General features: G+C 55.7%; 25 protein-coding genes, 1 tRNA gene and 1 pseudogene. 15 read left to right on the top strand and 12 right to left on the bottom strand.

Annotated features, from left to right (window positions below):
- Window positions 1-19: 19 nt before the first annotated feature.
- The 3 genes from DEALK_RS03480 to DEALK_RS03490 form a co-directional block, all read right to left on the bottom strand.
- Window positions 20-95 (bottom strand) — tRNA-Ala (locus tag DEALK_RS03480).
- A 48-nt stretch (window positions 96-143) separates the two neighbouring features.
- The gene (locus DEALK_RS03485; RefSeq protein ID WP_058438749.1) at window positions 144-1,487 is read right to left on the bottom strand and encodes a phospholipid carrier-dependent glycosyltransferase; all 1,344 of its coding nucleotides are present in this window, start codon (window positions 1,485-1,487) and stop codon (window positions 144-146) included.
- A gap of 150 nt (window positions 1,488-1,637) precedes the next feature.
- Window positions 1,638-2,342, bottom strand: a complete 705-nt coding sequence (locus DEALK_RS03490) for a glycerol-3-phosphate acyltransferase (protein ID WP_058438751.1) — start codon at window positions 2,340-2,342, stop codon at window positions 1,638-1,640.
- Window positions 2,343-2,479: 137 nt separating this feature from the next.
- On the opposite strand from DEALK_RS03490, the gene DEALK_RS03495 reads away from it, so the two are divergent.
- The 5 genes from DEALK_RS03495 to ligD all read left to right on the top strand — a co-directional run bounded on the left by DEALK_RS03495 (window position 2,480) and on the right by ligD (window position 6,502).
- Entirely contained in the window at window positions 2,480-3,316 is an 837-nt protein-coding gene (locus DEALK_RS03495) for a DegV family protein (protein WP_058438753.1), read from the top strand.
- 154 nt (window positions 3,317-3,470) lie between these two features.
- Window positions 3,471-4,094 carry a M48 family metallopeptidase gene (locus tag DEALK_RS03500; RefSeq protein WP_058438755.1) on the top strand — a complete coding sequence of 208 codons (624 nt, stop codon included), beginning with the start codon at window positions 3,471-3,473 and terminating at the stop codon, window positions 4,092-4,094.
- A 77-nt stretch (window positions 4,095-4,171) separates the two neighbouring features.
- Window positions 4,172-4,561 (top strand): response regulator transcription factor, encoded by a 390-nt coding sequence (locus tag DEALK_RS03505; protein ID WP_165802748.1) that lies wholly within the window; start codon window positions 4,172-4,174, stop codon window positions 4,559-4,561.
- A gap of 36 nt (window positions 4,562-4,597) precedes the next feature.
- Window positions 4,598-5,473, top strand: coding sequence for a hypothetical protein (locus DEALK_RS03510; protein ID WP_133240217.1), 876 nt, complete (start codon window positions 4,598-4,600; stop codon window positions 5,471-5,473).
- A 111-nt stretch (window positions 5,474-5,584) separates the two neighbouring features.
- The gene (ligD, locus tag DEALK_RS03515) at window positions 5,585-6,502 is read left to right on the top strand and encodes a non-homologous end-joining DNA ligase (protein WP_058438758.1); all 918 of its coding nucleotides are present in this window, start codon (window positions 5,585-5,587) and stop codon (window positions 6,500-6,502) included.
- 65 nt (window positions 6,503-6,567) lie between these two features.
- On the opposite strand, the gene DEALK_RS03520 is transcribed toward ligD, so the two are convergent.
- Both DEALK_RS03520 and DEALK_RS03525 read right to left on the bottom strand, forming a co-directional pair.
- The gene (locus DEALK_RS03520) at window positions 6,568-6,954 is read right to left on the bottom strand and encodes a response regulator (protein WP_058438759.1); all 387 of its coding nucleotides are present in this window, start codon (window positions 6,952-6,954) and stop codon (window positions 6,568-6,570) included.
- A 55-nt stretch (window positions 6,955-7,009) separates the two neighbouring features.
- Window positions 7,010-7,579, bottom strand: a complete 570-nt coding sequence (locus DEALK_RS03525) for a rhomboid family intramembrane serine protease (RefSeq protein ID WP_058438760.1) — start codon at window positions 7,577-7,579, stop codon at window positions 7,010-7,012.
- An 87-nt stretch (window positions 7,580-7,666) separates the two neighbouring features.
- Here DEALK_RS03525 and DEALK_RS03530 point away from each other — a divergent pair, with 87 nt between their 5' ends.
- The 10 genes from DEALK_RS03530 (at window position 7,667) to DEALK_RS03575 (ending at window position 15,728) form a co-directional block, all read left to right on the top strand.
- A complete protein-coding gene (locus tag DEALK_RS03530) occupies window positions 7,667-8,362 on the top strand; it encodes a response regulator transcription factor (protein WP_058438762.1) in 696 nt (231 codons plus the stop codon).
- A complete protein-coding gene (locus DEALK_RS03535) occupies window positions 8,362-9,693 on the top strand; it encodes a sensor histidine kinase (protein ID WP_058438764.1) in 1,332 nt (443 codons plus the stop codon). The genes DEALK_RS03530 and DEALK_RS03535 overlap by 1 nt, the downstream gene beginning before the upstream one ends.
- A gap of 292 nt (window positions 9,694-9,985) precedes the next feature.
- A complete protein-coding gene (locus DEALK_RS03540; protein WP_058438766.1) occupies window positions 9,986-10,429 on the top strand; it encodes a methylglyoxal synthase in 444 nt (147 codons plus the stop codon).
- 23 nt (window positions 10,430-10,452) lie between these two features.
- The gene (locus tag DEALK_RS03545; protein ID WP_058438768.1) at window positions 10,453-11,382 is read left to right on the top strand and encodes a PstS family phosphate ABC transporter substrate-binding protein; all 930 of its coding nucleotides are present in this window, start codon (window positions 10,453-10,455) and stop codon (window positions 11,380-11,382) included.
- A gap of 121 nt (window positions 11,383-11,503) precedes the next feature.
- On the top strand, window positions 11,504-11,899 hold the full coding sequence (locus DEALK_RS03550) for an acyl-CoA thioesterase (RefSeq protein ID WP_058438770.1): 396 nt from the start codon (window positions 11,504-11,506) through the stop codon (window positions 11,897-11,899).
- A 1-nt stretch (window position 11,900) separates the two neighbouring features.
- Window positions 11,901-12,836 (top strand): phosphate ABC transporter permease subunit PstC, encoded by a 936-nt coding sequence (pstC, locus tag DEALK_RS03555; RefSeq protein WP_244881577.1) that lies wholly within the window; start codon window positions 11,901-11,903, stop codon window positions 12,834-12,836.
- Between the two features lie 66 nt (window positions 12,837-12,902).
- On the top strand, window positions 12,903-13,709 hold the full coding sequence (pstA, locus tag DEALK_RS03560; RefSeq protein ID WP_244881578.1) for a phosphate ABC transporter permease PstA: 807 nt from the start codon (window positions 12,903-12,905) through the stop codon (window positions 13,707-13,709).
- Window positions 13,710-13,713: 4 nt separating this feature from the next.
- On the top strand, window positions 13,714-14,544 hold the full coding sequence (gene pstB, locus DEALK_RS03565) for a phosphate ABC transporter ATP-binding protein PstB (protein WP_083496336.1): 831 nt from the start codon (window positions 13,714-13,716) through the stop codon (window positions 14,542-14,544).
- A gap of 11 nt (window positions 14,545-14,555) precedes the next feature.
- Window positions 14,556-15,215, top strand: coding sequence for a phosphate signaling complex protein PhoU (gene phoU / locus DEALK_RS03570; protein WP_058438774.1), 660 nt, complete (start codon window positions 14,556-14,558; stop codon window positions 15,213-15,215).
- 108 nt (window positions 15,216-15,323) lie between these two features.
- Entirely contained in the window at window positions 15,324-15,728 is a 405-nt protein-coding gene (locus DEALK_RS03575; protein ID WP_058438776.1) for an arsenate reductase ArsC, read from the top strand.
- Here DEALK_RS03575 and DEALK_RS03580 read toward each other — a convergent pair.
- The 7 genes and pseudogenes from DEALK_RS03580 to DEALK_RS03610 all read right to left on the bottom strand — a co-directional run bounded on the left by DEALK_RS03580 (window position 15,723) and on the right by DEALK_RS03610 (window position 23,936).
- Complete coding sequence (locus DEALK_RS03580) at window positions 15,723-16,478, bottom strand: alpha/beta hydrolase family protein (protein WP_186007574.1); 756 nt, start codon at window positions 16,476-16,478, stop codon at window positions 15,723-15,725. The two genes, DEALK_RS03575 and DEALK_RS03580, sit on opposite strands and share 6 nt — an antisense overlap.
- Before the next feature lie 223 nt (window positions 16,479-16,701).
- Entirely contained in the window at window positions 16,702-17,334 is a 633-nt protein-coding gene (locus tag DEALK_RS03585) for a DOMON domain-containing protein (protein WP_083496337.1), read from the bottom strand.
- 177 nt (window positions 17,335-17,511) lie between these two features.
- Window positions 17,512-18,318 (bottom strand): Dph6-related ATP pyrophosphatase, encoded by an 807-nt coding sequence (locus DEALK_RS03590; protein ID WP_058438781.1) that lies wholly within the window; start codon window positions 18,316-18,318, stop codon window positions 17,512-17,514.
- Window positions 18,318-20,135: pseudogene (locus DEALK_RS03595) on the bottom strand (adenosylcobalamin-dependent ribonucleoside-diphosphate reductase). The gene DEALK_RS03590 and the pseudogene DEALK_RS03595 overlap by 1 nt, the downstream one beginning before the upstream one ends.
- Before the next feature lie 2 nt (window positions 20,136-20,137).
- Complete coding sequence (locus tag DEALK_RS03600; protein WP_058438783.1) at window positions 20,138-21,610, bottom strand: B12-binding domain-containing radical SAM protein; 1,473 nt, start codon at window positions 21,608-21,610, stop codon at window positions 20,138-20,140.
- Window positions 21,611-21,619: 9 nt separating this feature from the next.
- Complete coding sequence (locus DEALK_RS03605; protein ID WP_058438785.1) at window positions 21,620-22,423, bottom strand: radical SAM protein; 804 nt, start codon at window positions 22,421-22,423, stop codon at window positions 21,620-21,622.
- Window positions 22,424-22,538: 115 nt separating this feature from the next.
- Window positions 22,539-23,936 (bottom strand): reductive dehalogenase, encoded by a 1,398-nt coding sequence (locus tag DEALK_RS03610; RefSeq protein WP_058438787.1) that lies wholly within the window; start codon window positions 23,934-23,936, stop codon window positions 22,539-22,541.
- Window positions 23,937-23,947: the final 11 nt, after the last annotated feature.

Raw genomic sequence — 23,947 nt, forward strand, 5'->3', positions numbered from 1 at the left:
TTCTACCTATTGATAAGCTTGGTGGAGCCGGAGGGGATCGAACCCTCTACCTTTTGACTGCCAGTCAAACGTTCTCCCAAGTGAACTACGGCCCCACGGGACAGATTTGAAATATAGCATAATGCTCAAGATTGATGCAAGGTTCATCCCGGGTTGGTCGGCCACCAGTTGGTAAACGGTGAAAGGGCCAGAAAAAAAGCCAGGTGTACGGTGATCAAGATTCCCATTCCGATAAAAAATAACCTCCGGCGGCGGACCGTTGTCCACCACTTCGGCTTTGAGGTCAAAACAGGATGGGCTCCCTCGGTTTCACTTTCAGAATTCGTGGTGATATCGTTTTCGTCGCAGCTGACAGTTATTGGCTCCAGGTTTGCAGTATCGGCACCGGCAGGGATTGATTTTTGGACTCCAGGTGCTGCTTCCGTGGTCCAAGCCCAGGCTTTATCAAAGAAAAGAGCAAATGCTAAAAGAACGCCGCCGACAATCGGGACAAAATAGAAGATGTAAGTTATGCGGTCGGTGATTGCCCCCAGGATGATCCATACGATTAGTGTGGCGAAAATCCAAGCAGCGGCGAAGAATGCGGTTTCATCCCGGCGGCGCCAGGCTAGCCAGGAGGTCCACACAAACCCCGGCAGAGTCATCGCCCAGACTGTCGGCGTAACCGCCGACAAGTATTGAGGAGACCACCAGAACGGCATGATGTAATACCCCAGGACCCATTGCCAGGGATGGAGGGCGGAAGGGTGGCTGGAATTTTCAAAGGTGATGGTACCCGGCACGGTAAACAGATGGTTGATGCGGCTAAAGGGGTTGCTCCAATCGTCGGTGAGAAGATATTCCAGCCCAGGTACCGCCAGGATGGCACCGGCGTAAGCCGCCAGACCGGAGATCGCCAGGACCAGGACCTTGTCTCTCCGGAAAACTAGCCAGTGGGAAGCGATGGCGATTACCGGAAATAGACCTGTCAGTTTGCATAAGGCTGACAGGAGCAGGAACAGCACCGCCAGCGGGTATTTACGGGCGAGGTAAGCCCAAAAGCCGGCCAGCATAAAAGTGACGTTGAAAATATCCAGCATGGCAACGCTGGCCATTAAAAAGGTGGCGTTTTCAAAGGCGAATAGTCCAACCGCGATATTCACCGCGGCGTTGGACAGCGGGAATTGCCGGAGAATGAGATAGAAGAAAAAAATGGCACCCGTGCCGAATACGGCTGGGAAAAAACGCCAGCCGAATGGATTGTCACCGAATACTTGCATGCCCGCGGTAATCACCAGCTTGGCCAGGGGAGGGTGCTCCGGCTGGTGGAGATCGCCCTGAACGAGATAGTCACGGGCGGCAACGACATAATATTGCTCGTCCAGCACCAGTTCGTCGGGGTGCCACAGCAGACCCAGATGGAGGATCATCGAACCGATCAAAACCGCGGCCAGCCACGCATACTTCCAGGCGGTGAATCGTTTGATTATGTTGAAGAATTTTGTCATAAATGCACGTATTATTAGACATAACGACGGCCGACGTAAATAGATAGCCGGTCGGTTCTTCCCTGTGTCTTGTAGGAAGCCGGTCAATCAGGGCAGGGAATGGTAAATTATAACCGGCTGAACTATGGATAACAAAAGCCCCGGCTTTATTTACGGATGGGTCACCGGGCGGTCAAGCAGCAGGCGGCTCCAGAAAATTTTCCAGCGGGATGTTCCGGAGGCAAGGTCCTGAAACAGCCCGGCGGTGAGGCGCCGCAGCATGATCAAGCCGAACAGTGCGGCAAACCCGTTGACGATTTCCGGGGATTCCCCGAGCGCTTCGGCAATCAGAGGCAGGGCCAGGAAAGCCAGGGCGACGCCTAATGGCAGAGCCGCGCTTTGGCCGGCGCCGGTTTTGAGGCGCTCGCTGGGAGGGACATCTTTTAGCCGAAAAGCTTTGGCTGCTTTTAAGCCGATCGCCATAAACACCGGGATGAGGGATACAAGCGCCGGGACAATTGACAGAGCGACCGCGGCGCCGAAACCGGTGGTATTCCCTTTTTCTCCATCGAACCTCTTAAAAACCGGCCACATCTGGCCGCAGGTGACAGCCAATGCCGCGATGACAACGGTCCCGGTGTCGAAGCCAAAAAGGCGGGCGATGACGATAGTGATAATGCCCTTTAAAACATCGACAGCGGTAGCAAATAGACCCCATCCCGGCCCGGCTTTCTGCCAAAGGGAGATATGAAGATCGCCTTCGGTACTTAGCCGGTGCAACCGGGCGAGAATCAGCAGATGTGGGAAAGCCCCGATAAAATAGGCAGCGGTGACAACGGCGATCTGTCCGGCGATAGTTGATACTCCTGCCATCATCGAGAGTCACACGTATTATAAGACTATTGGAGAATATTTTTACAGCAGGGTTATGAAAGTCTTTACTTTGAACGATAATTCAAGTTATCATATCTGCGGTCGCCGCCGTTTCGGAAAATCTTGAGGAGGGTCGTCTGATGACAGTCAAAGTTGTGACCGATACCACCGCCGATTTGCCGCCAGCCATCGCTTCGGAATTGGGTATCAAGATCGTGCCGATGTATGTGCGCTTCGGCGAAGATGTCTTCAAAGACCGGGTCGAGATCACCGAAGACCAGTTTTACACACGCCTCCAGAGCGACCCGGTGCATCCCAGCACTTCCCAACCGTCGCCAAAGGATTTTTTGGACGTTTATAAGGAAATAATGCCTGCTAAGGATGGGATTTTCTCGCTTCACATTTCAAAAAAATTGTCCGGAACTTATGATTCGGCGCTACAGGCAAAGCAGATGCTCGGCGGCAGTCAGGTACTTGAGGTGATGGACACCCTTTCGGTATCAATGGGTCTGGGTCTGCTGGCCATACTGGCTGGGCGCCTGGCTAAAGGCGGCGCCAGCATCGAGGAGATTTCAACCGCCGTCAACGATGCCATTCCACAGGTCAGGCTGCTGGGCATTTTCGATACTTTAAAGTACCTTGCCGCGGGCGGGCGCATCGGAAAAGCCAAAGCACTGGTCGGTTCTATCCTGTCAGTCAAACCAGTGCTCACGGTCAAAGACGGCGAGATGCATCCGGCCGGGCAGGTGCGCAGCCGGGCGAAAGGCATTGAACGCTTGGTTGAATGGGCAGGTAGCCTGGGCAAACTCGAGGACCTAGCGGTGGTCCACACGACCACCCCTGAAGAAGCAAGCAACCTGGCAGATCGCCTTGGGGCATTATTCCCCCGGGAAAAGATTATCATTTCCCGGCTGGGGGCGGCGCTGGGCGCTCATGCCGGCCCCGGCACTCTGTTTGTCGTCGCTAGAGTCGCTTGATCCGGGCGGAGACGGTTGCCGTTTCAACGTTCGAAGGATCTCGGAATCCAGGTGTCATGATTCGAATGAATCCTAGACACGGATGCCGATACCGGTGAGTATAGCAGGCGCTGGGTCAAGCGGTTATCTGTTGATTCGTTCCAACCGGCGGACGATGGCGGTTGAAATTAAAGCCGATGGGGCAGTTGTGGTTCGCGCCCCGAGACGCATACTGTCGGCGCTGATTGCTGATTTTGTTAAGCGCCATGCAGATTGGATCGCCCTCAAACAGGCGGAGATAGCTAAAAGGCCGCGGGCGGAACCAAAAAGCTGTGTCGAGGGCGAAGAATTTCTTTTCTTGGGGCAAACCTGCCGCCTTCATTTCGTTGACGCGGGTATCTCGAAAATTGACTTTGATGGCCGCATTCAGCTGCCAAGAACGAAGGAATCCCAAGCAAGAGAGCTAATAGAAGACTGGTATCGGGTTCAGGCCTGGAAAGTAATTACAAAGAACATCGAACGACGTGTCTCAGAGATGGGCTGCCGGCCCAGCGGTCTGCGCATTACCGGCGCGCGGCAGCGGTGGGGTTCCTGCGGTATCAGAGGAGCATTAAATTTCAACTGGCGACTTGTCATGGCACCGCCGGATATTATCGACTATATCGTTGTTCATGAGATGGCGCATTTGAAGTTTCGGGGGCACGGCCGTGATTTCTGGCATTTTCTCGGGCAGTTTGTGCCCCGTTACAAAGAAATGCGGCAGTGGCTCCGCGACAATTCTGCCAGAATGGCAATTTAGCTGTACATTTCCGGCAAACGGTCGCCCGAGACTGGACGAAGTGCTACAATGGTTGCCGGAAATGGGGGCGGGTGAGCTTGAACTCCAACGATCAACCAGCCATCAGGATTCTGGTGGTAGACGATGACGAAGCAATACTGCAGTATGTCTGCGCCGGGCTCGAAATTGCCGGATTCAGGGCAAAGGGGACCTCCGACGGCGAGGAAGCCCTTGCGGCGGTCCGCGACGGGCATTCGGATTTAGTTCTGCTGGATTTGTTTATGACTCCGGTCACTGGATTCGACATTCTGACAAAGCTGCGTGATTTTTCCGATATTCCGGTGGTCGTTTTCACCGCTAGGGATGATATCGGAGGATTTGCTCTTGAAACCGGCGCCGACGGCTATTTGGGAAAGCCCTTCAAAACCAAAACGCTCATTGAGAAGATAGAAGAAGTCATAGCTAAGCGGGGGGAAAACCCAAAGTAGGAGGAAAGCCTCCAAGAGACTCTTTTCGAGGATGAAATGAGGAAATCAAAATTCCTGGATACTCTCCTGGTTATATATGTGGTTCTGTCGGCGGCAGCCTGCGGCGGAGACGGCGGGGCAGGAACTGCGAACCCTGATCAACCAGACCTGAGTGCCAGCGTGTCTGCGCCAAATCAGACGGTTCCTCAAACTACTCCCCCACCGGTAACCCCGACTCCGGAAACTATTCTTAAATCAATCACTGCCACTTCATCGTCGTTAACCAGCTATGAGGGCAAGCTGACGACAGTGATGAACATGTCTTTGGCCGGGATGGTGATGGACTTTGACATCACGGCTTCAATGGCAGTCGATATCGCCAGCAAAAAAGTGTTCGTTGACATGAACACCGCTGGCGTCACCACCCAGATGTATATTATCAACGATACAGAATACATCAAGGTAAACGTCCCGGACGGTCAACTCCAAGCCAACGTATGGTACAAGGTTGTCCTGCCTTCATCCGACTTCCAGGACATGTGGCTTTCTCAGGACCTCGGAAAGCAATATCAAATATTGCTTAACCAGGCATCTTTGACGATAGTCGGGACGGAAGAGGTCGGCGGCAAAACCTGCTTCAAGGTTAAGATAACGCCCGACCTGGTTAATTTCATGGCATATCTAGATGCTTCAGGCAGCAACCTGGCCGACATGGGCATTGCTGACCCAGCCCATGCTTTCAAGCAGCTTGAGGTTACTTTCTGGGTCGATACAACGACCTATGTGACTGTTAAAACCGATATGGTCATCGAGATTGATGTCCAGGGAATGAAAATGAAGATGACCATGATCATGGTACTGGATAGAGTCAATCAACCGATTGTAATCGCGCTGCCGTTTGAAGCGCAATCGGCCGTAATCCTTGATTATTAAAACGGTAGATTGAGTTGATCTGGTTAGCACTCCCGAGCGACGAGAGTTTCGGAAAATACGGCTGCGGTACCACCCTTTGAGGGATCGCCAGTCGCAGGTGACAACAGGTCCATGTCGAATAAAATAAAAACCACCGTTGGCAGCCATCGTATAGAACTCACTAATCTTGAAAAAGCGCTGTTCCCGGGCATCAGCAAAGGGGAGTTGATCCGGTACTACTTAAAAATTGCTCCGGTGATGCTGCCCCATATCAAGGATCGCCCGTTATCGTTTCAGCGTTTTCCCGACGGCATCAACGCCGAAGGTTTTTATCAAAAACAGGCCCCCTCCGCGTACCCGGAATGGATTAAAAGGATACCGCTCGGGGTCAAGGATATTGTCGACTATGCTTCGGCAGACTCGGCGGCGGACTTGGTCTACTTTGCCCAGCAGGCCGTGATTGTCATTCATACTTCGCTGGCCCGCGCCGATAAACCCCACAATCCCGATTTGCTGGTTTTTGACCTGGACCCTCCGGCCGATGATTTCGGGATGGTTAAGAAGACGGCGCTTCAAATGCGGGCGCTGCTAGAGGGGCTTGATTTGAAGTGTTACGTCAAACTCACCGGCAGCCGCGGGGTGCACCTCGCCGTACCGTTGGACCGGAGCTGGGACTTTGGCCTGGTTAACAGCTTCGCTGACCGCGTGGCCGGGTTATACCAGCGGAAGCACCCGGATGAAACCACAGTCGAGATATCCAAAGCTAAAAGAGGAAATCGTATTTTTATCGATACCAACCGCAATCATTTCGCTCAAACTGCGGTGGCGCCTTATTCAGTGCGTGCAAGGGAAGGCGCCCCGGTAGCTGCGCCAATCACCTGGGGAGAATTATCCAACGCCGACATCAAACCAGCACAATTCAATATCGAGAATATTTTCGACCTTTTAGCAAATCGCGCGGACCCGTGGGCTGATATTTACAGACACGGTTTGCCGCTGAAGAGGGCTGAAGGTTTATTGCAGAGCCTGGAAAATTCAGAAAAGAGCTGAAGAGAAGTCCCGGATTGGGTGTTCGTTAGTTCCGGATTGGAATTGGTGGCACTACCGGCATGTTTTTATACTGCCGGGCCGGTTTTCTCTGCAGGTTTGAGATGACGGACCACGGCCTGCCGAAGTTGTTCGGCGGTGAAAGGTTTGGTGACGTACCCGTCGGCTCCCAGATTGTTGGCAAACCGCCGATTAAGGTCATGGTCGATGATAGTCAATACGAGTACCGGAATCTCTGCAGTAGCTGGATCCGCTTTAATCTGACTGCAGGCGGTCAAACCGTCCATCCCTGGCATCAGGATATCCATAATCACCAGATCCGGCTGCGATTCCCGGACGACTCTTAACGCCTCCTCGCCGGAAGAGGCCTGGAGAACCAGATATTCCGAAAGCATGCTTTTTACTAGGTTGCGGATCTGGGGCTGGTCATCGGCAATAAGAATTTTTACAGGCATATTAGGAAGAGTATAGACTCAGGCGACAATAATGGCAAGGATTATTTCTGGTATTTTAAAGCCGCAGACGGCTTCGGTTTACCAGCCCGGCGGCGATGCCTGTCACCAAGCCGCCGAGGTGAGATTCCCAGGCAACATTGGCCGCCAATGAGATCAACAGTCCACCGCCGATAACCGCGACCCAGAGGGGCAGGGGGATGGGTATCGGAAAAATGATGACCTTTGTCATTGGGCGCAGCACCGCCAAAGCGCCTCCCAGGGCGAAGATTGCCCCGGAAGCGCCGACCGCCAGGCCGTTTGATGGCCCCAGGATCCAAAAAAACAAACTTCCGACGATACCACCGACGAAATAAATTGCCAGCATTTGCCGTTCTCCGACAATCTGGGAGAGGTAATTGCCGAAAAAGTACAGTGCCAGCATGTTGAACAGTAGATGGGAAAGGCCGGCATGGACGAACATACTGGTGACCGCCGTCCATGGCTCGGATAAGAAGGTAGCCGGGCTTATAGCTAAACGAACAAGGAGAGCGTCGGAACCGGTCGTCAATAAGAAAAATACGACATTCAAGCCGATGAGGACAAACAGGGGGTCCTGGTAGAACGGTCTCTGGTATCGGCGGTACATGGGGCAATGATACGTGTTTCAGAGCCTTATTGGCAAGTTCACGGGAGGGTAGTTGTTGCCTTTGAGCAGAATTCGTATACTGATTATATGTCTACAATCATCGTCATCGAGGACGACCGAACCCTCGCCGAATTGGTGAAATACAACCTGATCCGAGAGGGGTTTGCTGTTTTCACCGCCGCCGACGGCGTTGCCGGACTGGAGTTAATCCGCCGCGAAAAGCCCGACGCCGTGATTATGGACGTCATGTTGCCGGGTATGGACGGTTTCGAACTGACCCGGCTGTTGAGGCGGGAGTTCTCGACTCCGGTTCTGATTCTGACTGCCCGCAGTGAAGAGATTGACAAGGTTCTTGGACTGGAATTGGGCGCCGACGACTATCTCACCAAGCCATTCTCTATGCGTGAGCTTTTAGCCCGAGTCAAAGCGATGCTGCGTCGTGGCGATCTGGCCCGCCTGGACGCGGTATCGCAGCCTGAGGGTTTGGTGCTCAAGGCGGGCGGCATCGAAATTGACCAGGCGCGCCATCGGTTGTCTGTCGGCGGCCAAGCGGTTGATGTCACTCCCCGGGAGTTCGACCTTTTAAGTTTCTTCATGACCAACCGTGGGCTGGCCTTCTCTCGCGACACTCTGCTTGACCGCGTCTGGGGTCCGGATTATCCCGGCGACTCCCGTACTGTCGATGTCCACGTACGCTGGCTGCGGCAAAAAATCGAAGTCGAACCGTCCCGGCCGAAGCACCTGGTGACGGTACGCGGTCTGGGCTACAAATTCGAGGGCTGATGACAGACCAATCCGTCCGCCGCCTGATCATCTCCGCCGCGCTCACCCTGGCTGCCGTCTTCCTGGCGGTTGGCGCGGTGAGAGGCTACGACCTGACGTTGCTCATTGCCGGTACCATTGCGGCATTGGGGGTGTCGGTGGTTATTTACCTCCAGGTACCCTCGATGAGCGACGACGAGGTTGAACTTGAGGTGGCAATGAAGAAGCTGGGCGGCGGGGAATCGCCGGACAAGGTGCGCCTGGTAGCCATTGGTGAACTGGCTGATGTCAAGCACGCCTTCAACGAAATGGCCAAGCGCGTCGGCGACCGGATGCGGCAGGCCACTGCCGAACTCTCCCACCTGGAGCTGATGCTTCAAAGCGTAGCCGATGCCATCATTATGGTTGACCGACACGGCGAGATCGTCCACCTCAACCAGGCAGCCGAGAGGATGTTCCATCTTAAAGAGAAGGCTGTCGGACGCACCTTTATCGAGGCGGTACGCGATCACGAATTCGACTCCCTGCTCAAAAAATGCCTCTCGAGCGGCAGCCGGCAAGAGGGCACCATTGAAGTTCGGCCAGGCCGCCGCGTTTACGACGTAACCGTGTCTCCGCTGCCCGGCGAGCCCGGGGCGGCTATGGTCATCCGCGACCTGACCGAGATCAAACGCCTGGAACGGGTGCGCCGTGACTTTGTGGCTAACATCTCGCACGAGCTGCGTACCCCGCTGGCATCTTTGAAATTGCTAGCCGAAACCTTGAAAGCCGGCGCCTGCGATGACCCGGCAGTTGCCGCCGACTTCCTCGGCCGCATCGAGGTGGAGACCGATAAACTAACCCAGATGGTACGGGAGTTAGGCGAGCTTTCGCGTATCGAAAGCGGCGAATCCCCCCTGGTGAAAAAGTCTCTGGATATCGTCCCGTTTATCGAGAAGGTTGTCAAGCGGTTGCGGCCCCAAGCCGACCGGGCTGAACTCGCCCTTTCCGTCGAGACGGTGCCGGGCTTGAAACCGGTGCCCGCCGACGCCGACCGTATCGAGCAGGTGCTGGTCAATCTAATACACAACGCCATCAAGTTCACCCTGCCCGGCGGGAAAATCACCGTGACTGCCGCGACCACACCCGTTGGTGTCGAGATTTCGGTCAAAGACACCGGCGTCGGTATCTCGCCAGACGACCTCCCGCGCATCTTCGAGCGTTTCTACAAAGCGGACAAGGCTCGTTCTGGCGGCGGTACCGGCCTCGGTTTGGCTATTGCCAAGCATATCATCCAGGCCCACGGCGGCGATATCCGCGCTGAGAGTTATCCGGGGAAAGGCGCAAAGTTCACGTTCACCCTGCCTGGATAGCCGTTCCGTCAATCCGTTAATAGCCGTGATGTGGGCTTTTAGCTCCCACCTGGTTTCGTTAACCACACGCTTTCCCATGGCATTTATCGGTTATCCAGACCGCTCTGGTGACTCTGTTTATTCACACAGGTAATTAGCTCGTTCTCCTTCTGTTCGGCGAACTGCCATGCGCTACTAATTACCAAAATCTTTAACAAATCTTTAATCTTGCCTTAAAGGCGCTTTAAAGTACAGGGTCTATACTGTGACCATATGATGAAGAGAAGTATGAACACAGACGAAGGAGGTGAATATGGCACCTAACATCACACTGGCTCTGATTGCCCACGACAACAAGAAAGAAGAGATGCTGTCCCTGGTTAAGGACCATCGGGATGAGCTTTCCCGACTGTCCCTTGTGGCTACCCGCTCCACTGGCCTCTTGATCCAGGCCCGCACCGATCTGGCTGTCACTCTGATGCAATCAGGCCCCATGGGCGGCGACCAGCAGATTGGCTCTCTGGTCGCTTCTGGCGTGGTCAAGGCGGTCATCTTCCTGCGGGACCCGCTGACCGTTCAGCCCCACGAACCCGACGTCACTGCCCTCTTACGAGTTTGTGACGTCCACAACGTGCCGCTGGCTACCAACCTGACCACCGCCGAGGCGGTGCTCCACCTGATATTCGAACATCCCGAGATCATCGGGGAACTATCCGTAAGATCGCGTTTCTTAACCGGGGTCGTCTCGGCCCTGTAAAAATAAAAAAATAGGAGAATGAATTGAAAACAACTGGTTTCAAGAAATGGTTGGTCCTACCGCTGGTAGCGGTGTTGGCTCTGACCGCAGGCCTAGCCGGCTGCGGCGAGAGCAACGGAGGTGCCCAAACCACCTCCCCCACCGGCACTGTGGACACGTTATCCGGGACTCTGGACATCATCGGATCGAATACCGTTACCCCGGTTAGCACCCGCTGGGCCGAGGAGTTCATGAAACTCCACAAAAACGTCAACATCACGGTTGCCGGTCCCGGTTCTTCGGCAGGCATCGCCGCCCTGATCAATAAGACTACTACCTTTGCCCAGTCCTCACGGCCCATCAAGCAGTCCGAGATCGATCAGGCTAAAGCTAATGGCGTAACCGTGGTGGAAACAAAGGTAGCCCTTGATGCCCTTTCCGTCGTCGTCCATCCCTCAAACCCGGTTAATACCCTCACCATCGAACAACTTTCCGATATCTATACCGGCAAGGTCACTAACTGGAGCCAGGTCGGTGGCAACAAAGCCCCCATTGTGATCCTGTCCCGTGACACCAACTCAGGCACCTATGCCTACTTCCTGGAGGAGGTTGTCCAGAAACTGATTGCTGGCAAGCAGGACAAGACCCTGCAGTATTCCACCAGCGCCCAATTGCTGCCTTCAACCGAGGTCGGCATCACTCAGGTAGCTCAGAATGCCAACGCCATCTTCTACTCAGGTCTGGGATATGTCACCAGCGCTGTTAAGACACTGACTATCAAGAAGACCGCCGAGTCCCCCGCCGTAGCTCCGACATTGGCCACCGCCAAGGACGGTAGCTACCCTATCTCCCGATACCTTTACTACTACACCGCCGGTGAACCTACGGGTTTGACTAAGGCCTTCATCGACTACGCCCTTTCGACAGCTGGCCAGAAAATTGTCGAAGAAGAAGGCTTCGTCGCGCTGAAGTAAGAGCCATCCGATCTTTGCGGGCTGCCGCTTCCCCTAGCGGCAGCCCGCGCATTTGCCGGTGAAAGCATCGGCGCCGGGTGTTATAATTGGCTGGTTTCAATTTTAGATCTTCCGAGGGCGAGTGGATCACTATAAACTTATTTTGCCGGAGCACCTGAATCACGACGGCTTCCTATTCGGCGGCAATATGCTGAAATGGATTGACGAGTTCGCATACATCACCGCCAACCAAGAGTTCCCTGGCAACCGCCTGGTCACTATCGCCTTGGACAACGTGGCTTTCCACCACCCGGTAGCCGGCGGTGAGATTATCCGCTTTGATATCGAACGTGCCCGCCTGGGTAACACGTCAGTGCAGTACAAGGTCAAGGTTTTCGGCACCCGGCGCCATGCCTGCCCGGAGACCATCCTGTTCGAAACTCGTATCACCTTCGTCAGTGTCGATCGCGATGGTAAAAAACAGCCGATATCCGGGCTGGCCGACGATTTCCCGGCTGCGACAACGGGGTCCGCCTAGAGTGGCTATTACTCCAGTCGACTTATATGCCGGCACCGCCGCCAGTTTGCGCAAACGCCGTCGCCCTTTAGAGCAGGTGACTGAGTTGGCCATACGCTTCACCGGCCTCCTGGCCATCGTTGTTCTTGTGGGCGTCTTTGCAATCCTGCTGCAGCAGGGTTTACCGGCCTTGTTCCAGACCTCACCCTGGGAATTTCTCACAGGGGACCGCTGGCTGCCCTTTTCCGAACCGCCGGTGCTGGGTATCCGCCAGTTTTTTGTGGCTACACTGTGGGTTACCGGCGTGTCCACCGTCCTGGCCGTGCCCATAGGGGTCGGCTGTGCAATCTACCTGGCAGAAGTGGCGCCGCGCAGGGTCTCAGATCTGGTCAAACCGCTGGTCGAGCTGCTCTCCGGCTTCCCGTCGGTGGTCATGGGCTTTATCGGGCTGTTACTCCTTTCGCCTTGGGTGCAGAACACCCTCGGCCTCAATACCGGATTGACCGGCTTTACCGCTGGCATCATGCTGGCCATGATGAGCCTGCCAGTCATCGTCTCGGTGTCTGAAGACGCCTTGCGGGCGGTGCCGGACGAGTACCGTCAGGCGTCTTATGGCTTGGGAGCCACCAAGTGGGAGACCATCTGGCACGTCTGTCTGCCCTCGGCTTTGTCCGGCGTCTCGGCGGCAATCATGCTCGGCGTAGGCCGAGCCATCGGCGAAACGATGACGGTGCTGATGGTGGCCGGCGGCGCGCTGGCAGTGCCGAACAATCCCTTCACACCGATGATGCCGATGACTGCTGCCGTGGCTTCCGGCATCGGCAATGCGGTGGTCGGCGGTCCGGTGTACAAAGCCCTGTTCGCTATCGGCCTGGTGCTGTTCATGCTAACCCTATTGGTCAATTTCATTGCCGCTCACGTCCTCAATGCCCAGAAGCGCAAGTTCGCCAGGAATTAGAATGTTGACGACGACACGACGATGACATCAAACCTGCGATCAAGGCAACTTACCCAGAAAACGGCGATGAGCCTGTTGTTTGGGGCCATGCTGGCCGTCGTCGTGCCGATCATCCTCATCATCATTTACATGGTGGCTTCCGGCTACAGCGTCATCTCCTGGGAATTCATCAGCCAGGCGCCGTCACAGGCCGGCAGGGCTGGCGGCATCCTGCCGGCTATCGTGGGCACAGCCTACCTGATGCTGGGAACCATCCTCATCGCCCTGCCTATCGGCGTTATGGCCGGCATCTACCTTTCCGAATATGCGCGGGACAACTGGCTGACCCGGCTGATCAACCTGGCCATTATCAATCTGGCCGGCGTGCCGTCGATCGTCTTCGGCCTGTTCGGCTTGGCCGTCTTTGTATTGGCTCTCGATATGGGCCTTTCGCTCATCGCCGCTTCTTTGACCCTGGCAGCACAGGCACTGGCCATGACCATTACAACCTCCAGAGAGGCTATCATCGCCGTGCCAAAGGAATATCGAGACGGGTCTCTGGCCATCGGTGTCTCCAGGTGGCAGACCATCCGCCATGCCGTACTTCCGGAAGCCTCGCCTGGTATTCTGACCGGCGCCATTCTAGCCATGAGTCGGGCCGCCGGAGAGACAGCGCCGATACTTGTTGTCGGTGCTGCCTTTCTGGTGCCCAACCTGCCGACCTCGCCCTTTGACCGTTTCATGGCCCTGCCCTACCACCTCTATACTGTCTCGGCCCATGTCCCAGGCATGCCGCGGGAGGTGATGTGGGGGGTAGCCCTTGTGCTGGTGGCTATGGTGTTATTGTTCAATATATTGGTCGCCGTTATACGTATAAAGACCCGCAAGAGGTAATCATATGGACGTGAGGCCTTCGATAACCACCGAAAAAGAACCTATCGCCTGCGGTTGCGCCCCCGGAACCGGCAAACTGCGAGCCGAAAAAGTCAACCTTTATTACGGTCACTTCCGGGCGCTCAAGGATGTGACTCTAGACATCCCGGCCTGCGGCATTACCGCCATCATCGGCCCTTCGGGCTGCGGCAAGTCGTCGCTGCTGCGGCAGTTCAACCGCATGAACGATCTCATCCCATCTGCCCGCACCGAGGGCTTGATGGAATTCGACGGCGTGGACATCTTCCGCAGGGACGTCGACGTAGTGGAACTCAGGAAGCGCGTCGGCATGGTTTTCCAAAAGCCCAATCCTTTTCCCATGTCCATCTTCGACAATGTTGCCTACGGGCCACGGCGACACGGTATTCGCAAGAAGCACGTGCTGGAAGAGATCGTCGAGAAAAGTCTGCGTCAAGCGGCCATCTGGGATGAGGTCAAGGATAAACTGGGGCAGTCCGGTCTGTCCATTTCCGGCGGCCAGCAGCAGCGCGTCTGCATCGCCCGGGTACTGGCTGTGGAGCCGGAGGTCATCCTCATGGACGAGCCCTGCTCAGCCCTGGATCCGATCGCCACACTTAAGATCGAGGATTTGATGCGCACCCTGGCCTGCACATATACTATCGTCATCGTCACGCACAATATGCAGCAGGCGGCCCGCGTCTCCGACATGACAGCCTTCATGATGGTCGACGACGATCGTTCTGGGACGTTGGTTGAATACGGGCCAACCACCGAGCTGTTCACTAATCCCCGTGACAAGCGTACCGAGGACTATATCACCGGCCGCTTCGGTTAAGGAGAAGACCCATGAGAGTGGATTACGAGCGCAACTTAAAACAGCTGCAGGATAAGGTACTGGCCCTGGGCAGCATGGTGGAGAAAGCCATCGGCCTGTCAATGGAAGCTATGAAAAACCGTGACATCGAGCTGGCTAGGAAACTGGTGGAAGATGACGAGCTTATTAATGTCAAGCGTTACGAGATTGAAGAAGATTGCATCCACCTGATCGCCACCCAGGCGCCGATGGCTCGGGATTTACGCGTCATCGTGGCCGTCTTGAACATCATCATCGATCTGGAACGCATTGGAGATCACGCCGCCGGCAACGCCAAAATCGCCATCATGCTGGGCGAAGAGCCGCCTCTTAAGCCGCTGATCGACCTGCCGCGGATGTCTGATAAAACAGCCGACATGCTGCATCGGGCGCTAGACGCCTTCATCAAGCGCGATGCTACGGCAGCTCGGGCGGTCACCATGGATGACGACGAGGTCGACGCCCTCTACGACCAGATCTTTCGCGAACTGCTCTTCTTTATGGCCGAAGATCCCAAGACGGTCAGCCGGGCTACCCGGCTCATCTGGGCGGCCCATAATCTGGAGCGCTCCGCCGACCGGGTGACCAACATTTGCGAGCGTGTGGTCTTCGTCGTCACAGGCAAACAGGAAGAGATCGCCGGAAAATATTAATTAGCGCAGTCACGAAGTGGCTCCGGACTGGTCATTCCTCTCAAACAGGTTCGCAGCGCGGGATCCGATGGATCCGGGACCCAAGTTCGGATTAAAGAGGTGTGTCCGATGAGAAGGCTCCTGTTTATCTGCGTCCACAACTCTGGGCGGTCTAAGATGGCTGAAGCCTTCTTCAACCGTTATGCCGGTGGCCAAGCCATAGCCGAGTCTGCCGGCACTGAGCCGGGGGAAGCGGTCAATCCAGTGGTCGTCGAGGCGATGAAAGAATTGGATTTCGACCTCGCCAATAACCTGCCGCGGGCTCTGACTTTCGAGATGACTCAGGGTGTTGAAAAGGCTGTCACCATGGGCTGCATGCAAGGCGCCTGTCCGGTGGTGAACGCCCCGCATGAGGACTGGGCGCTTCCTGACCCCAAGGATAAGGATATTTCCGAGGTCAGGCGGATCCGGGACGAGATCAAAAAGCGCGTCGTAGCCCTCTTGGAGGGTATGGGCATCACTCCGAGGTTATGAACCGTCAGTTTTATTTCTTAGCGAGCGCTGAAACAGGTTGATAACGCGGTTGCGGATAAGAGGATAAAACAACCAGGCGGTGGCATGCCCGGTGGGCAGCCATAATTGTTCCGGACAACCGGCAGCCTTTCCGAATTCCCTGGCGGCTTCCCTGGGAAAATATTCGTCCCACAATGCATTCACGAATAGTGTGGGCTTGTTCCGGATTGCGGCAGCGAAGGTATACGGGTCGAAAGGGTACCCAGGGTGAGGCGGCGGTATCCACTCAAATCCTCGATTTGAAACTAAATCAACATACTTGAAATATTCGACTTGCTGCTCATTGAAAACCTCTTCGGTAACATCCCATTTGCCGAAGCGACGGCTAGACCGGCTCCAGGCAAGTTTCCCCAGGTTCCCTGCCGAGAGTAAAATTGCGCCAGCTTTGAGCCTGGAGTCAAGACCCAGCGCTATGGCAGCAATATAGCCGCCGAAACTAACACCGGAAATCCCTATTCGTTCAGGGTCTAACTCCGGCCTCCCAACTGCCCAATCTAAAGCCTGGCGAATGTTTATCACCGATACCCGGTATAATTCAAACCACTCCTCCCGAGTCAGTTTGTAGAACCTCTTTTTAAATTCCGGATTGAGTCTTCGCGAATGGATTGGCAGATGCAAAACCAGTCCGGCGATTCCCGTCCGGGCTAGTGCTTTCGCAAGCAGGTGACACGGTATGGCGCTGGTGTCGCCAACTCCATGGGCTAGAATCACCAACGGCCGGTTTTGTTGAGCCGGGGGTAGGTAGCAGACGGCGGTAGCGGGGGAGACAGGCAGCGCTATGTCCGGGGGATTCTTGAAGCCGACAGCGAGCCGTCGTAAACCGTTTGCGGATGCGAGGGGTAACGTGACAGCCCGCGAAACCGGGTATTCGTATGGATTACGAAAGCCACTTGTCATGGCAACCCACGACCTGAAGAAATCGACCTATGAAAGACTAGGGGTGAGTCAGGACGATGATGATTTCCCCCGCACCCACTAAGCTGTGTTCGCTGGCCATCGTGTCATCGGGTCCCATGGCAAATAGAAATGGGTTGCTTCCATGTTGAAATGCAACGTCCCTAGAATCAAGTGTATTAATTTTACGTTTGAATTCGATGGTCGTCACACCGCCTGACTCGCTGCCCCTGATGTCATACAGGTCATCGGTTCCGCCGCTCGAAGCATCGCGGGGGTGACCGCCGGAATACCCTGGGCTGTAGGAATCAATCAATGTCACCTGACCGCCCGTTACCGCGCCGATTATCAGGTCGGCTCCGCCTTTACTCAATGTCGGCGACAAGGCGATGGCAATCCACCCTCCCGTTTTACCCTTGATGCCAATCGAGATGGTATCGTCCGTGTTAGTCCAGCTTATTCTGAAATTATCACCAGCCAACAGTCTGGTGTTAGCATAACTTCCAGATGGAAAATCCATGATGCCACCGGTTGGGGTTGTGGACGTCGGTGTTGGATTGGAAGTCGTTGGATTCGGAGAGCCGCCGCCGCAAGCGGAGGCGAAAACACCTAAAAGCAGTATCAATGTGACGGCAAATTTCGCTCTGGTTTTATCGATCCGTATACGATTCATTCCGACACCTTTGAGTTATTTTTCACCCATCACTAAGCCAAAACGCCAGGATACTCCCAGCAGGCATTCTAAAGGCACATTCTAGCACTTTATGAATAAATTACAAGTTGATAATCATTTCCGCAGACTGGATGGCTCATTCACCTTCCAAACTTCCCGTTGCTGAAACAAGTTGTTTCAACGTGTGTTCTCAAATTCAGGTTTGGTTGCCATTCGAAAAGATTTAACTTCTAGATATGAGACTCCGCCGGCTGTAACCTTTTCACTCTCAGTGATCTCCAGGCGGGATCTAAAGATCGGTCCGTCAAGGACGAAAGTATGGTAGTAGATACGTTCCTGCTCTTTCGACCGCTCATACCGCGCCTTGAGGTCGTCGAGAATGGTATGGTCAAGCACTTTGCCCAGCAACTCCGGCAGGCGGTTGTCGGCGACGATAACCAGCGGCTTAAAGCCCAAGTCGATGAATTCCCTGATCATCGTTTCACGGTCCTGGTCCCACAGAGGTCGATAAGCCTTCATCCCGACAGGGCGAGTGAAATCCTCCACCCGATCCCAGTGGGCTTGAGCAAAAGGGTTGCCCCGGGAGACGTCGCCGAATACGCCTCCGGTAATACCCAGAGACTTGAGCTTTTCCAGCATCTCCATGTACTTCCGGTCGTAATCAACGAAGCGGACGTGTTGGGTGACATTTTCCGGCACTTCCAGCCACTGTTCGAAGAGAGGTATGCCGATAGCCGCCGCCTGTGCCTGCAGCACTTGTGCGGTGACGTAGTGCGGGAAAAGCCGGCCTGTGTTCCTGGTCAGCATCGAGGCCAGGTAACGGACATCCAGCCCAGCCTGAAGCGCTTTGTAACAGGCAAAGCAGGAGTCTTTGCCGCCGCTCCAGGAGACGAAGACCTTTTCACCGATGGTGGATGGTTCAGGCGAATGTTTCGTCAACCGCTCGATATCCTGATCAAGTTCGATACAAAGTGAATGAGGCATTATATCGCCTTTGCAACGCTGCCGTCACCGCCGGACCGGGGTCCGCGGCTGAAATACTCATCGACCAGTTCTAAGCCCAGTTCCCCGGTGCACTGCGGCTGCTCGTCGCGGCTACCGTCGCGGTAGACGGTGATGCCCTTAAGGCCGGACCGGTGGGCCAGCAGAAAAACGCGCGCGATGTCCTCGCGAGTGGCCGAATGGGGGAAGTTCACCGTCTTCGAAACCGCAGCGTCGACGTTTTCTTGGAAGGACGACTGGATCTTAACGTGCCACTCCGGGGCAATATCATGGGCGGTGACGAACACTTTCTTAATCGGTTCGGGTACGTCTGCCTGCTTCTGCAGATGATTGCAGCTCACCAATCGCCGCGCCAGATCGGGCGTCCAAACACCAGCCCTCCGTGCCGCCGCCTCGAAGTGCGGGTTGATGTCCAGGAGTTTCTCGCCGTCAAGCATATGGCGGACAAAGGCGACGGAGAACAACGGTTCAATGCCGCAGGAGCACCCGGCGATGATGGACAGGGTACCTGTGGGCGCCACCGTGGTGCAAGCGGCGTTTCTGACCGGTCCGCCTCCGGGGACTTCATAGATGGAACCTGTGAAGGCGGGGAAAGAACCGCGTTCGATGCCCAGCTTTCGCGACGCCCGGTGCGCCCGCTCCTGGATGAAGCCCATGACTTCAGTGGCGACCTTCGCCGCTCTATCAGAGTTATAGGGCACGCCCATCTGAAAGAGCATGTCGGCGAAACCCATAACCCCCAATCCGATGCGGCGAGTATTTTTAGTGGCTCGTTCGATGAGGTCCACCGGATAGGCCGAGGCGTCGATGACATCGTCCAGGAAGCGCACGCCAAGGTCTACCAGCCGGCCGAGTTCATTATAATCGACAACCGTGTCTCCATTGCTTTTCAGCATCTGCGCCAGGTTGATCGAGCCCAGCGGGCAAGATTCTTATGGCAGCATCGCCTGTTCGCCGCAGCCGGTGATCATGTCGATGCTCCCAAGGTGTGGCGTGGGGTTGTCGCGGTTGATCCTGTCCAGGAAAATTAGCCCTGGATCGCCGGTGTGCCACGCCTGGTCGACGATACGGTCGAAAACCTGCCTCGCGTTCAGGAAGGTCACCGTTTCGCCGCTGCGTGGATTAACCAAAGGGTACTCTGCCCCGGAATTCACCATTGACATAAAACCTTCGGTGACCGCTACTGAAATGTAGAAATTGGTCAATGATTCGGGGTCGCTCTTGGCTCTGATGAATTCGAGGATGTCCGGGTGGTCCACATTCAAGACCACCGAGTTACAGCCTCGCCGCACCCCGCCCTGCCGGATGTAGTCGGCGGCGGTGGCGATGACATCGATGAGCCCTACCGGCCCGGCGGCTACGCCGTGCCGGCCTCCAGCGCGGTCCAGCCTCGGGCGCACCCTGGAGAAGTTGAAACCGGTACCGCCGCCGTTCTTGTGGATGATGGCAGTGTGTTTCACCGCCTCGAAAGTGGACTCCACCGAGTCCCCTACCGGCAAGACGAAACAGGATGCCAGCTGCCCGTGGTCGGCTCCGGCATTCAATAACGTCGGCGAGTTGGGTAGGAATTGCAGACAGACCATTGCCTGGAAGAAGTCCTCGGCGATGGCTTGAACGTCGGCGGCCGGGTCGTAAGTCCTCTCGACGGCGGCGACGGCCCAGGCTACGCGCCGGAACATCTCCTCCGGCGTCTCGGCAACATCCCCGTCGTCATTACGCCGTAGGTAGCGCTTTTCGAGGACGCGAAAGGCGTTTGGTGTTAGCTTAACCCCAACATCAGGTGTGGACTGGGCAGCCATCTCTATTTCCTGGCCTCGGACTGGGTTTCGGCCAGTTTCTTGGTTCGGATGTCCTCCACCTTGATCTCCGGCGCCTCGCTCGTGTTCTTGTTGAACATCACTGGCAGGGTGTTCTTGATCAGTTCCTTAACCGCGCCGAAGAACTGCAGCGGGTTCTTGACCATAGAGAGGAAAAAGCGCTTATTGTAACGCCACATGAAGCGCACCCGCCGCGGCCCGTATGTCCGGGCATATTCAGCGAAGGCTTCCGTCACCACCTCTGTCGGCACTTCGGACAAGTTGCCCCTAGTCGCCAGGTTGAAAGAGAAGTGCGGCCAGTCGGCCAGCTTCTCCGGAGGTTTGATCAGCCCTTTTTCGATACAATAGTAGTAGATCGGCGTCCCTGGGTATGGCACGAAGCGCATATAGAAATAGGGTGTATCACCCATTTTATGCAGCAGGTCGCGAGTCGCCTGGTAGTCCGCCAGCGTTTCCGTCGGCACCGCCTCCATGATGTAGATACGCGGCATAATGCGGTGCCGCACAATGTTCCAGAAACTCTTTTGCATGACATCTAGATCGATATCTTTTTTCAGGAACTCCAACAGCCTCTTAGAGCCGGTCTCCACCCCGATGCCGACACTGACGCAGCCGGCCCGAGCCATCAGATCCACGTCCTTCTCGGACAGGTCGGCCCGAGCCTCGCAGTCCCATTTGAGCTTGATCTTCTTTTCGATGACCAGCTCGCAGAAGCGGTGCAGTCGTTTGCGGTTGAAGGTGAAATTGTCCTCGAAGAAGCGGATGAATTTCACCCCGTACCTCTGCTGCAAGTGCTCCACCTGGGCGACGATGCGTTCCGCGGAGAAATCACCGCGGTAGCCGGAGTGGAAGGCGGAATTGTAGCAGAAGGTGCAGCGGAACGGGCAGCCGCGGGATGTATTCAGGGACACCTGCCAGTACTTCGGCACGTCGATTAAGTGCCAGGCTGGGTCCGGCAGTTCATCCAGGTTCTTGAGTTCGGATGCCCGCTCATTCATTTTGAGCTGGCCGTTTTCGCGGTAGACCAACCCGGCGATTGCCGCCGGCTGCGTAGAACCTTTTTCGATATAATCGATGAGTTGCAGCAGCGCTGTCTCGCCGGCACCGACGATGACGTAGTCGATATACTCTTCGGCCATCGTCTGCTCCGGGGTGCAGGAGGGATGGACGTTGCCCCAGACGATCCTGGCCTCAGGATAGAGAGCCTTGAACTCCTTCGACTGGAGGATGGCCTGGGTGATGTCCGGGCCGGTCAGCACTGAGTAGCCGATGAGTTGGGGGTCGAAGTCTTTGAAATCAACTGGCTTGCGGCGGTCAACAACGTTGTCATAGACTTTGACCTCGTGCCCGGCGCGCTCCAGCACCGCCGCTAAAAATAAAAGCCCGTTCGGGAAAACGGCGTAGGTGTTGAATCGGGGGTTGACCTCGGAGCCCGGATTGACCAGCAATACTCTCATAAAAACCTTCTAAAATAGTCTGACCGGCGGTTCGCCTACCCGCGGCATGTCGCCCGAAAGGTAGTTCACCGTCTTAAGATGCTCCATTGCCAATCGCGCTGCGGTTTCGACCTCTTCTCCGGTCGGCGCCCGGAACTCCATACCGGAGAGTTTGATAAATCCGGTAATCCTTAACGGGATGTCCTTGTTGATCGAGGAGATGAACTTCGCAGCCTCTTCAATCTCAGCGGCGTCGATAACACCTGGAATGAGAGTGATCTCTGCCTGAAGCTTTTTGCCTGAATCATAGATACGGCGGAAGTTTTCCAGCGTCTTGCGGTTTTCGCCCTCAGTGTACTGGTGGTAGAGCTCCGGCGTTACGGCTTTGAGGCTGACGATGATTTCATCGATGTCGGAGATGTCCGGCAGGCTCACAGCGTTGGTGAACAAAATGTTGTAGCTGCCGTACCTCGACTTGAGTTCATGCGCCAGCCGAGGCAACCCAGGATCGAGCGTCGGCTCTACCCCGATAAAAATAGCTCGATCAATCGCCAACCCTTCTATTAATTTCAGGGTTTCGCTGAGAGAGAGCAACACCTCCGGGGGAGATTCAGGGGGGTTGGTCGAAAGGCGCACCTGCCAGTCCGGCAGCAGCGAAAAGTCTATCTTCTCCCGCCGGCAGTAGCAGCCGCGGCACTTCAGGTTGCATTCGGTCCAGTGGTGGAAGATTATCGACTTGAAGGTCGGTTCGTACACCACGTGGTAAACACAGAGTGAATTTTCTGGCTTTTTGGCTGTTACGGAGATTGATGGCTTATTTGAGACTGTTGTCATAAGGTTCTGAAGCTAAAAACACGGCTTAACTCGCCCATTATACAGCCATCATAGGCTAACTGCCGGGCATTTGTCGAAAGGGGGAGGGTTTCCCCTCCCCCTTTCGGTTTGATTTCTACCAGTTGAACTTACCGGCGCCGTGGGTAACGTCGCCTTTCCAGGTGTTAAGGTCGCGCGTCCACCAGGCTTCGAGATCTTCAGGGCTCTTGGGTTCGCCGTAAGCAAAGATGCGATCCATGTCAGCAAAAAACTTGTTGAACATGGAGGTGGTGCTGGCTACGGTGCGGACCACCGGGTGGATAATACCCTCGGACGGGTGGTTGAACGGGCATAGAGTATGGCAGACGCCGCAGCGGGAGGGCGCGCCCACCTCGATACACTTCAGCCAGTCAACCCGCCAGCCGCGATAGCCGGGGCGGTTGCCCGGGCCGGCGTCCCAGGTCGGTTCGGTTTGTTTGCCAAGGGCGTCGGAGGGGCATTTCTCGGCGCAGCGCATGCAGGTCTCACAGAACTTGGTGCCGCCGAAATCAATCGGATTTGTCGGCGCTACTGGCAGGTCAGTGATGATGTAGTTGGTGATGCGGGTCATTAAGCCGGATCGCGGTGTCATCATGTAAGTTGCGCGGCCTTGTTCGCCAAGGCCTGAGAAGATGCCCAGGGCAACGTTGGCGGTCACGCCCGCTTTATAGGCGCCGTAGCCCAGGTTCTTGATAAAGCGCATCGCCTGCCACTCGGTGTAGCGGCCATCGCCGTAGGCGCGGTGGATAGCCGGGCGGCCCAGCGGCATCGGCATAGCCAGCTTGTCTGGATAAGCCGGATCTTCCCTGAGCTGGTACAGGCTTTGCAGGTAGTTCTGCTGCACCGAGTAGGTGATCAGGTACTTGCTTTTGTCCGGGATATGATAGACCTTCTTGGCGTCCTGGGTACCCTTGTCGATATTCTCAAATACGACGGCGCCTTTGTCGAAGATCTGAAGCATGTGATCGTTGATCGGCATTGCACCGGTCAGAGCGGCGCCAGCCAGATGGAAAGCGGCCGTCACCATCTGCAGATTATCCTCCGGCGAGCCTTCCCAGCGGGAAGCTCCCTTTTCCTGGGGTGTAGTGATGCCGGTAGGGCCATCCCATGGCGCCGCAGTCTGCAAGCCAGTGACCATATCCGCCAGGGCGGCGCAACGGACGTTGCGGCCGGGAATCTTCTGGGTCATACCCTCCAGGTCGAACTTCGCGTCTCGGTCGGCGCGCCAGGCGATATTCTCTGCACTGGCAGTCGGCATTCCGGTGGTGGTCTTGTCCAGCATTTTGAAGGCCGTCCAGTCAACGTCGGAAGTGATGTGCTCCAATTCATTTTCTTTAACGAACCAGGGGTGCCGTGCCGATGGCGCGGAAGCCGCCAACTCATCAAGGTCATTGAAGCTGGGGGCTACGGCGCCGGCGATGCCGACACTCGCTCCGGCCAGCCCTAAACCTTTCATGAAGTCGCGGCGTGAAAGTGTTCCGTGGTACTTGGTCATTCCATTTCTCC

Origin of the sequence: Dehalogenimonas alkenigignens (genome assembly GCF_001466665.1) — a bacterium.
Taxonomy (GTDB): Bacteria; Chloroflexota; Dehalococcoidia; order Dehalococcoidales; family Dehalococcoidaceae; genus Dehalogenimonas; species Dehalogenimonas alkenigignens.

Bases quoted from the DNA above. Each gene is read 5' to 3' on its own strand.
- DEALK_RS03485 (WP_058438749.1), bottom strand. From the start codon at position 1,487: ATGACAAAATTCTTCAACATAATCAAACGATTCACCGCCTGGAAGTAT.
- DEALK_RS03490 (WP_058438751.1), bottom strand. From the start codon at position 2,342: ATGATGGCAGGAGTATCAACTATCGCCGGACAGATCGCCGTTGTCACC.
- DEALK_RS03495 (WP_058438753.1), top strand. From the start codon at position 2,480: ATGACAGTCAAAGTTGTGACCGATACCACCGCCGATTTGCCGCCAGCC.
- DEALK_RS03500 (WP_058438755.1), top strand. From the start codon at position 3,471: ATGGCGGTTGAAATTAAAGCCGATGGGGCAGTTGTGGTTCGCGCCCCG.
- DEALK_RS03510 (WP_133240217.1), top strand. From the start codon at position 4,598: ATGAGGAAATCAAAATTCCTGGATACTCTCCTGGTTATATATGTGGTT.
- ligD (WP_058438758.1), top strand. From the start codon at position 5,585: ATGTCGAATAAAATAAAAACCACCGTTGGCAGCCATCGTATAGAACTC.
- DEALK_RS03520 (WP_058438759.1), bottom strand. From the start codon at position 6,954: ATGCCTGTAAAAATTCTTATTGCCGATGACCAGCCCCAGATCCGCAAC.
- DEALK_RS03525 (WP_058438760.1), bottom strand. From the start codon at position 7,579: ATGTACCGCCGATACCAGAGACCGTTCTACCAGGACCCCCTGTTTGTC.
- DEALK_RS03530 (WP_058438762.1), top strand. From the start codon at position 7,667: ATGTCTACAATCATCGTCATCGAGGACGACCGAACCCTCGCCGAATTG.
- DEALK_RS03535 (WP_058438764.1), top strand. From the start codon at position 8,362: ATGACAGACCAATCCGTCCGCCGCCTGATCATCTCCGCCGCGCTCACC.
- DEALK_RS03540 (WP_058438766.1), top strand. From the start codon at position 9,986: ATGGCACCTAACATCACACTGGCTCTGATTGCCCACGACAACAAGAAA.
- pstA (WP_244881578.1), top strand. From the start codon at position 12,903: ATGAGCCTGTTGTTTGGGGCCATGCTGGCCGTCGTCGTGCCGATCATC.
- pstB (WP_083496336.1), top strand. From the start codon at position 13,714: ATGGACGTGAGGCCTTCGATAACCACCGAAAAAGAACCTATCGCCTGC.
- phoU (WP_058438774.1), top strand. From the start codon at position 14,556: ATGAGAGTGGATTACGAGCGCAACTTAAAACAGCTGCAGGATAAGGTA.
- DEALK_RS03575 (WP_058438776.1), top strand. From the start codon at position 15,324: ATGAGAAGGCTCCTGTTTATCTGCGTCCACAACTCTGGGCGGTCTAAG.
- DEALK_RS03585 (WP_083496337.1), bottom strand. From the start codon at position 17,334: ATGAATCGTATACGGATCGATAAAACCAGAGCGAAATTTGCCGTCACA.
- DEALK_RS03590 (WP_058438781.1), bottom strand. From the start codon at position 18,318: ATGCCTCATTCACTTTGTATCGAACTTGATCAGGATATCGAGCGGTTG.
- DEALK_RS03600 (WP_058438783.1), bottom strand. From the start codon at position 21,610: ATGAGAGTATTGCTGGTCAATCCGGGCTCCGAGGTCAACCCCCGATTC.
- DEALK_RS03605 (WP_058438785.1), bottom strand. From the start codon at position 22,423: ATGACAACAGTCTCAAATAAGCCATCAATCTCCGTAACAGCCAAAAAG.
- DEALK_RS03610 (WP_058438787.1), bottom strand. From the start codon at position 23,936: ATGACCAAGTACCACGGAACACTTTCACGCCGCGACTTCATGAAAGGT.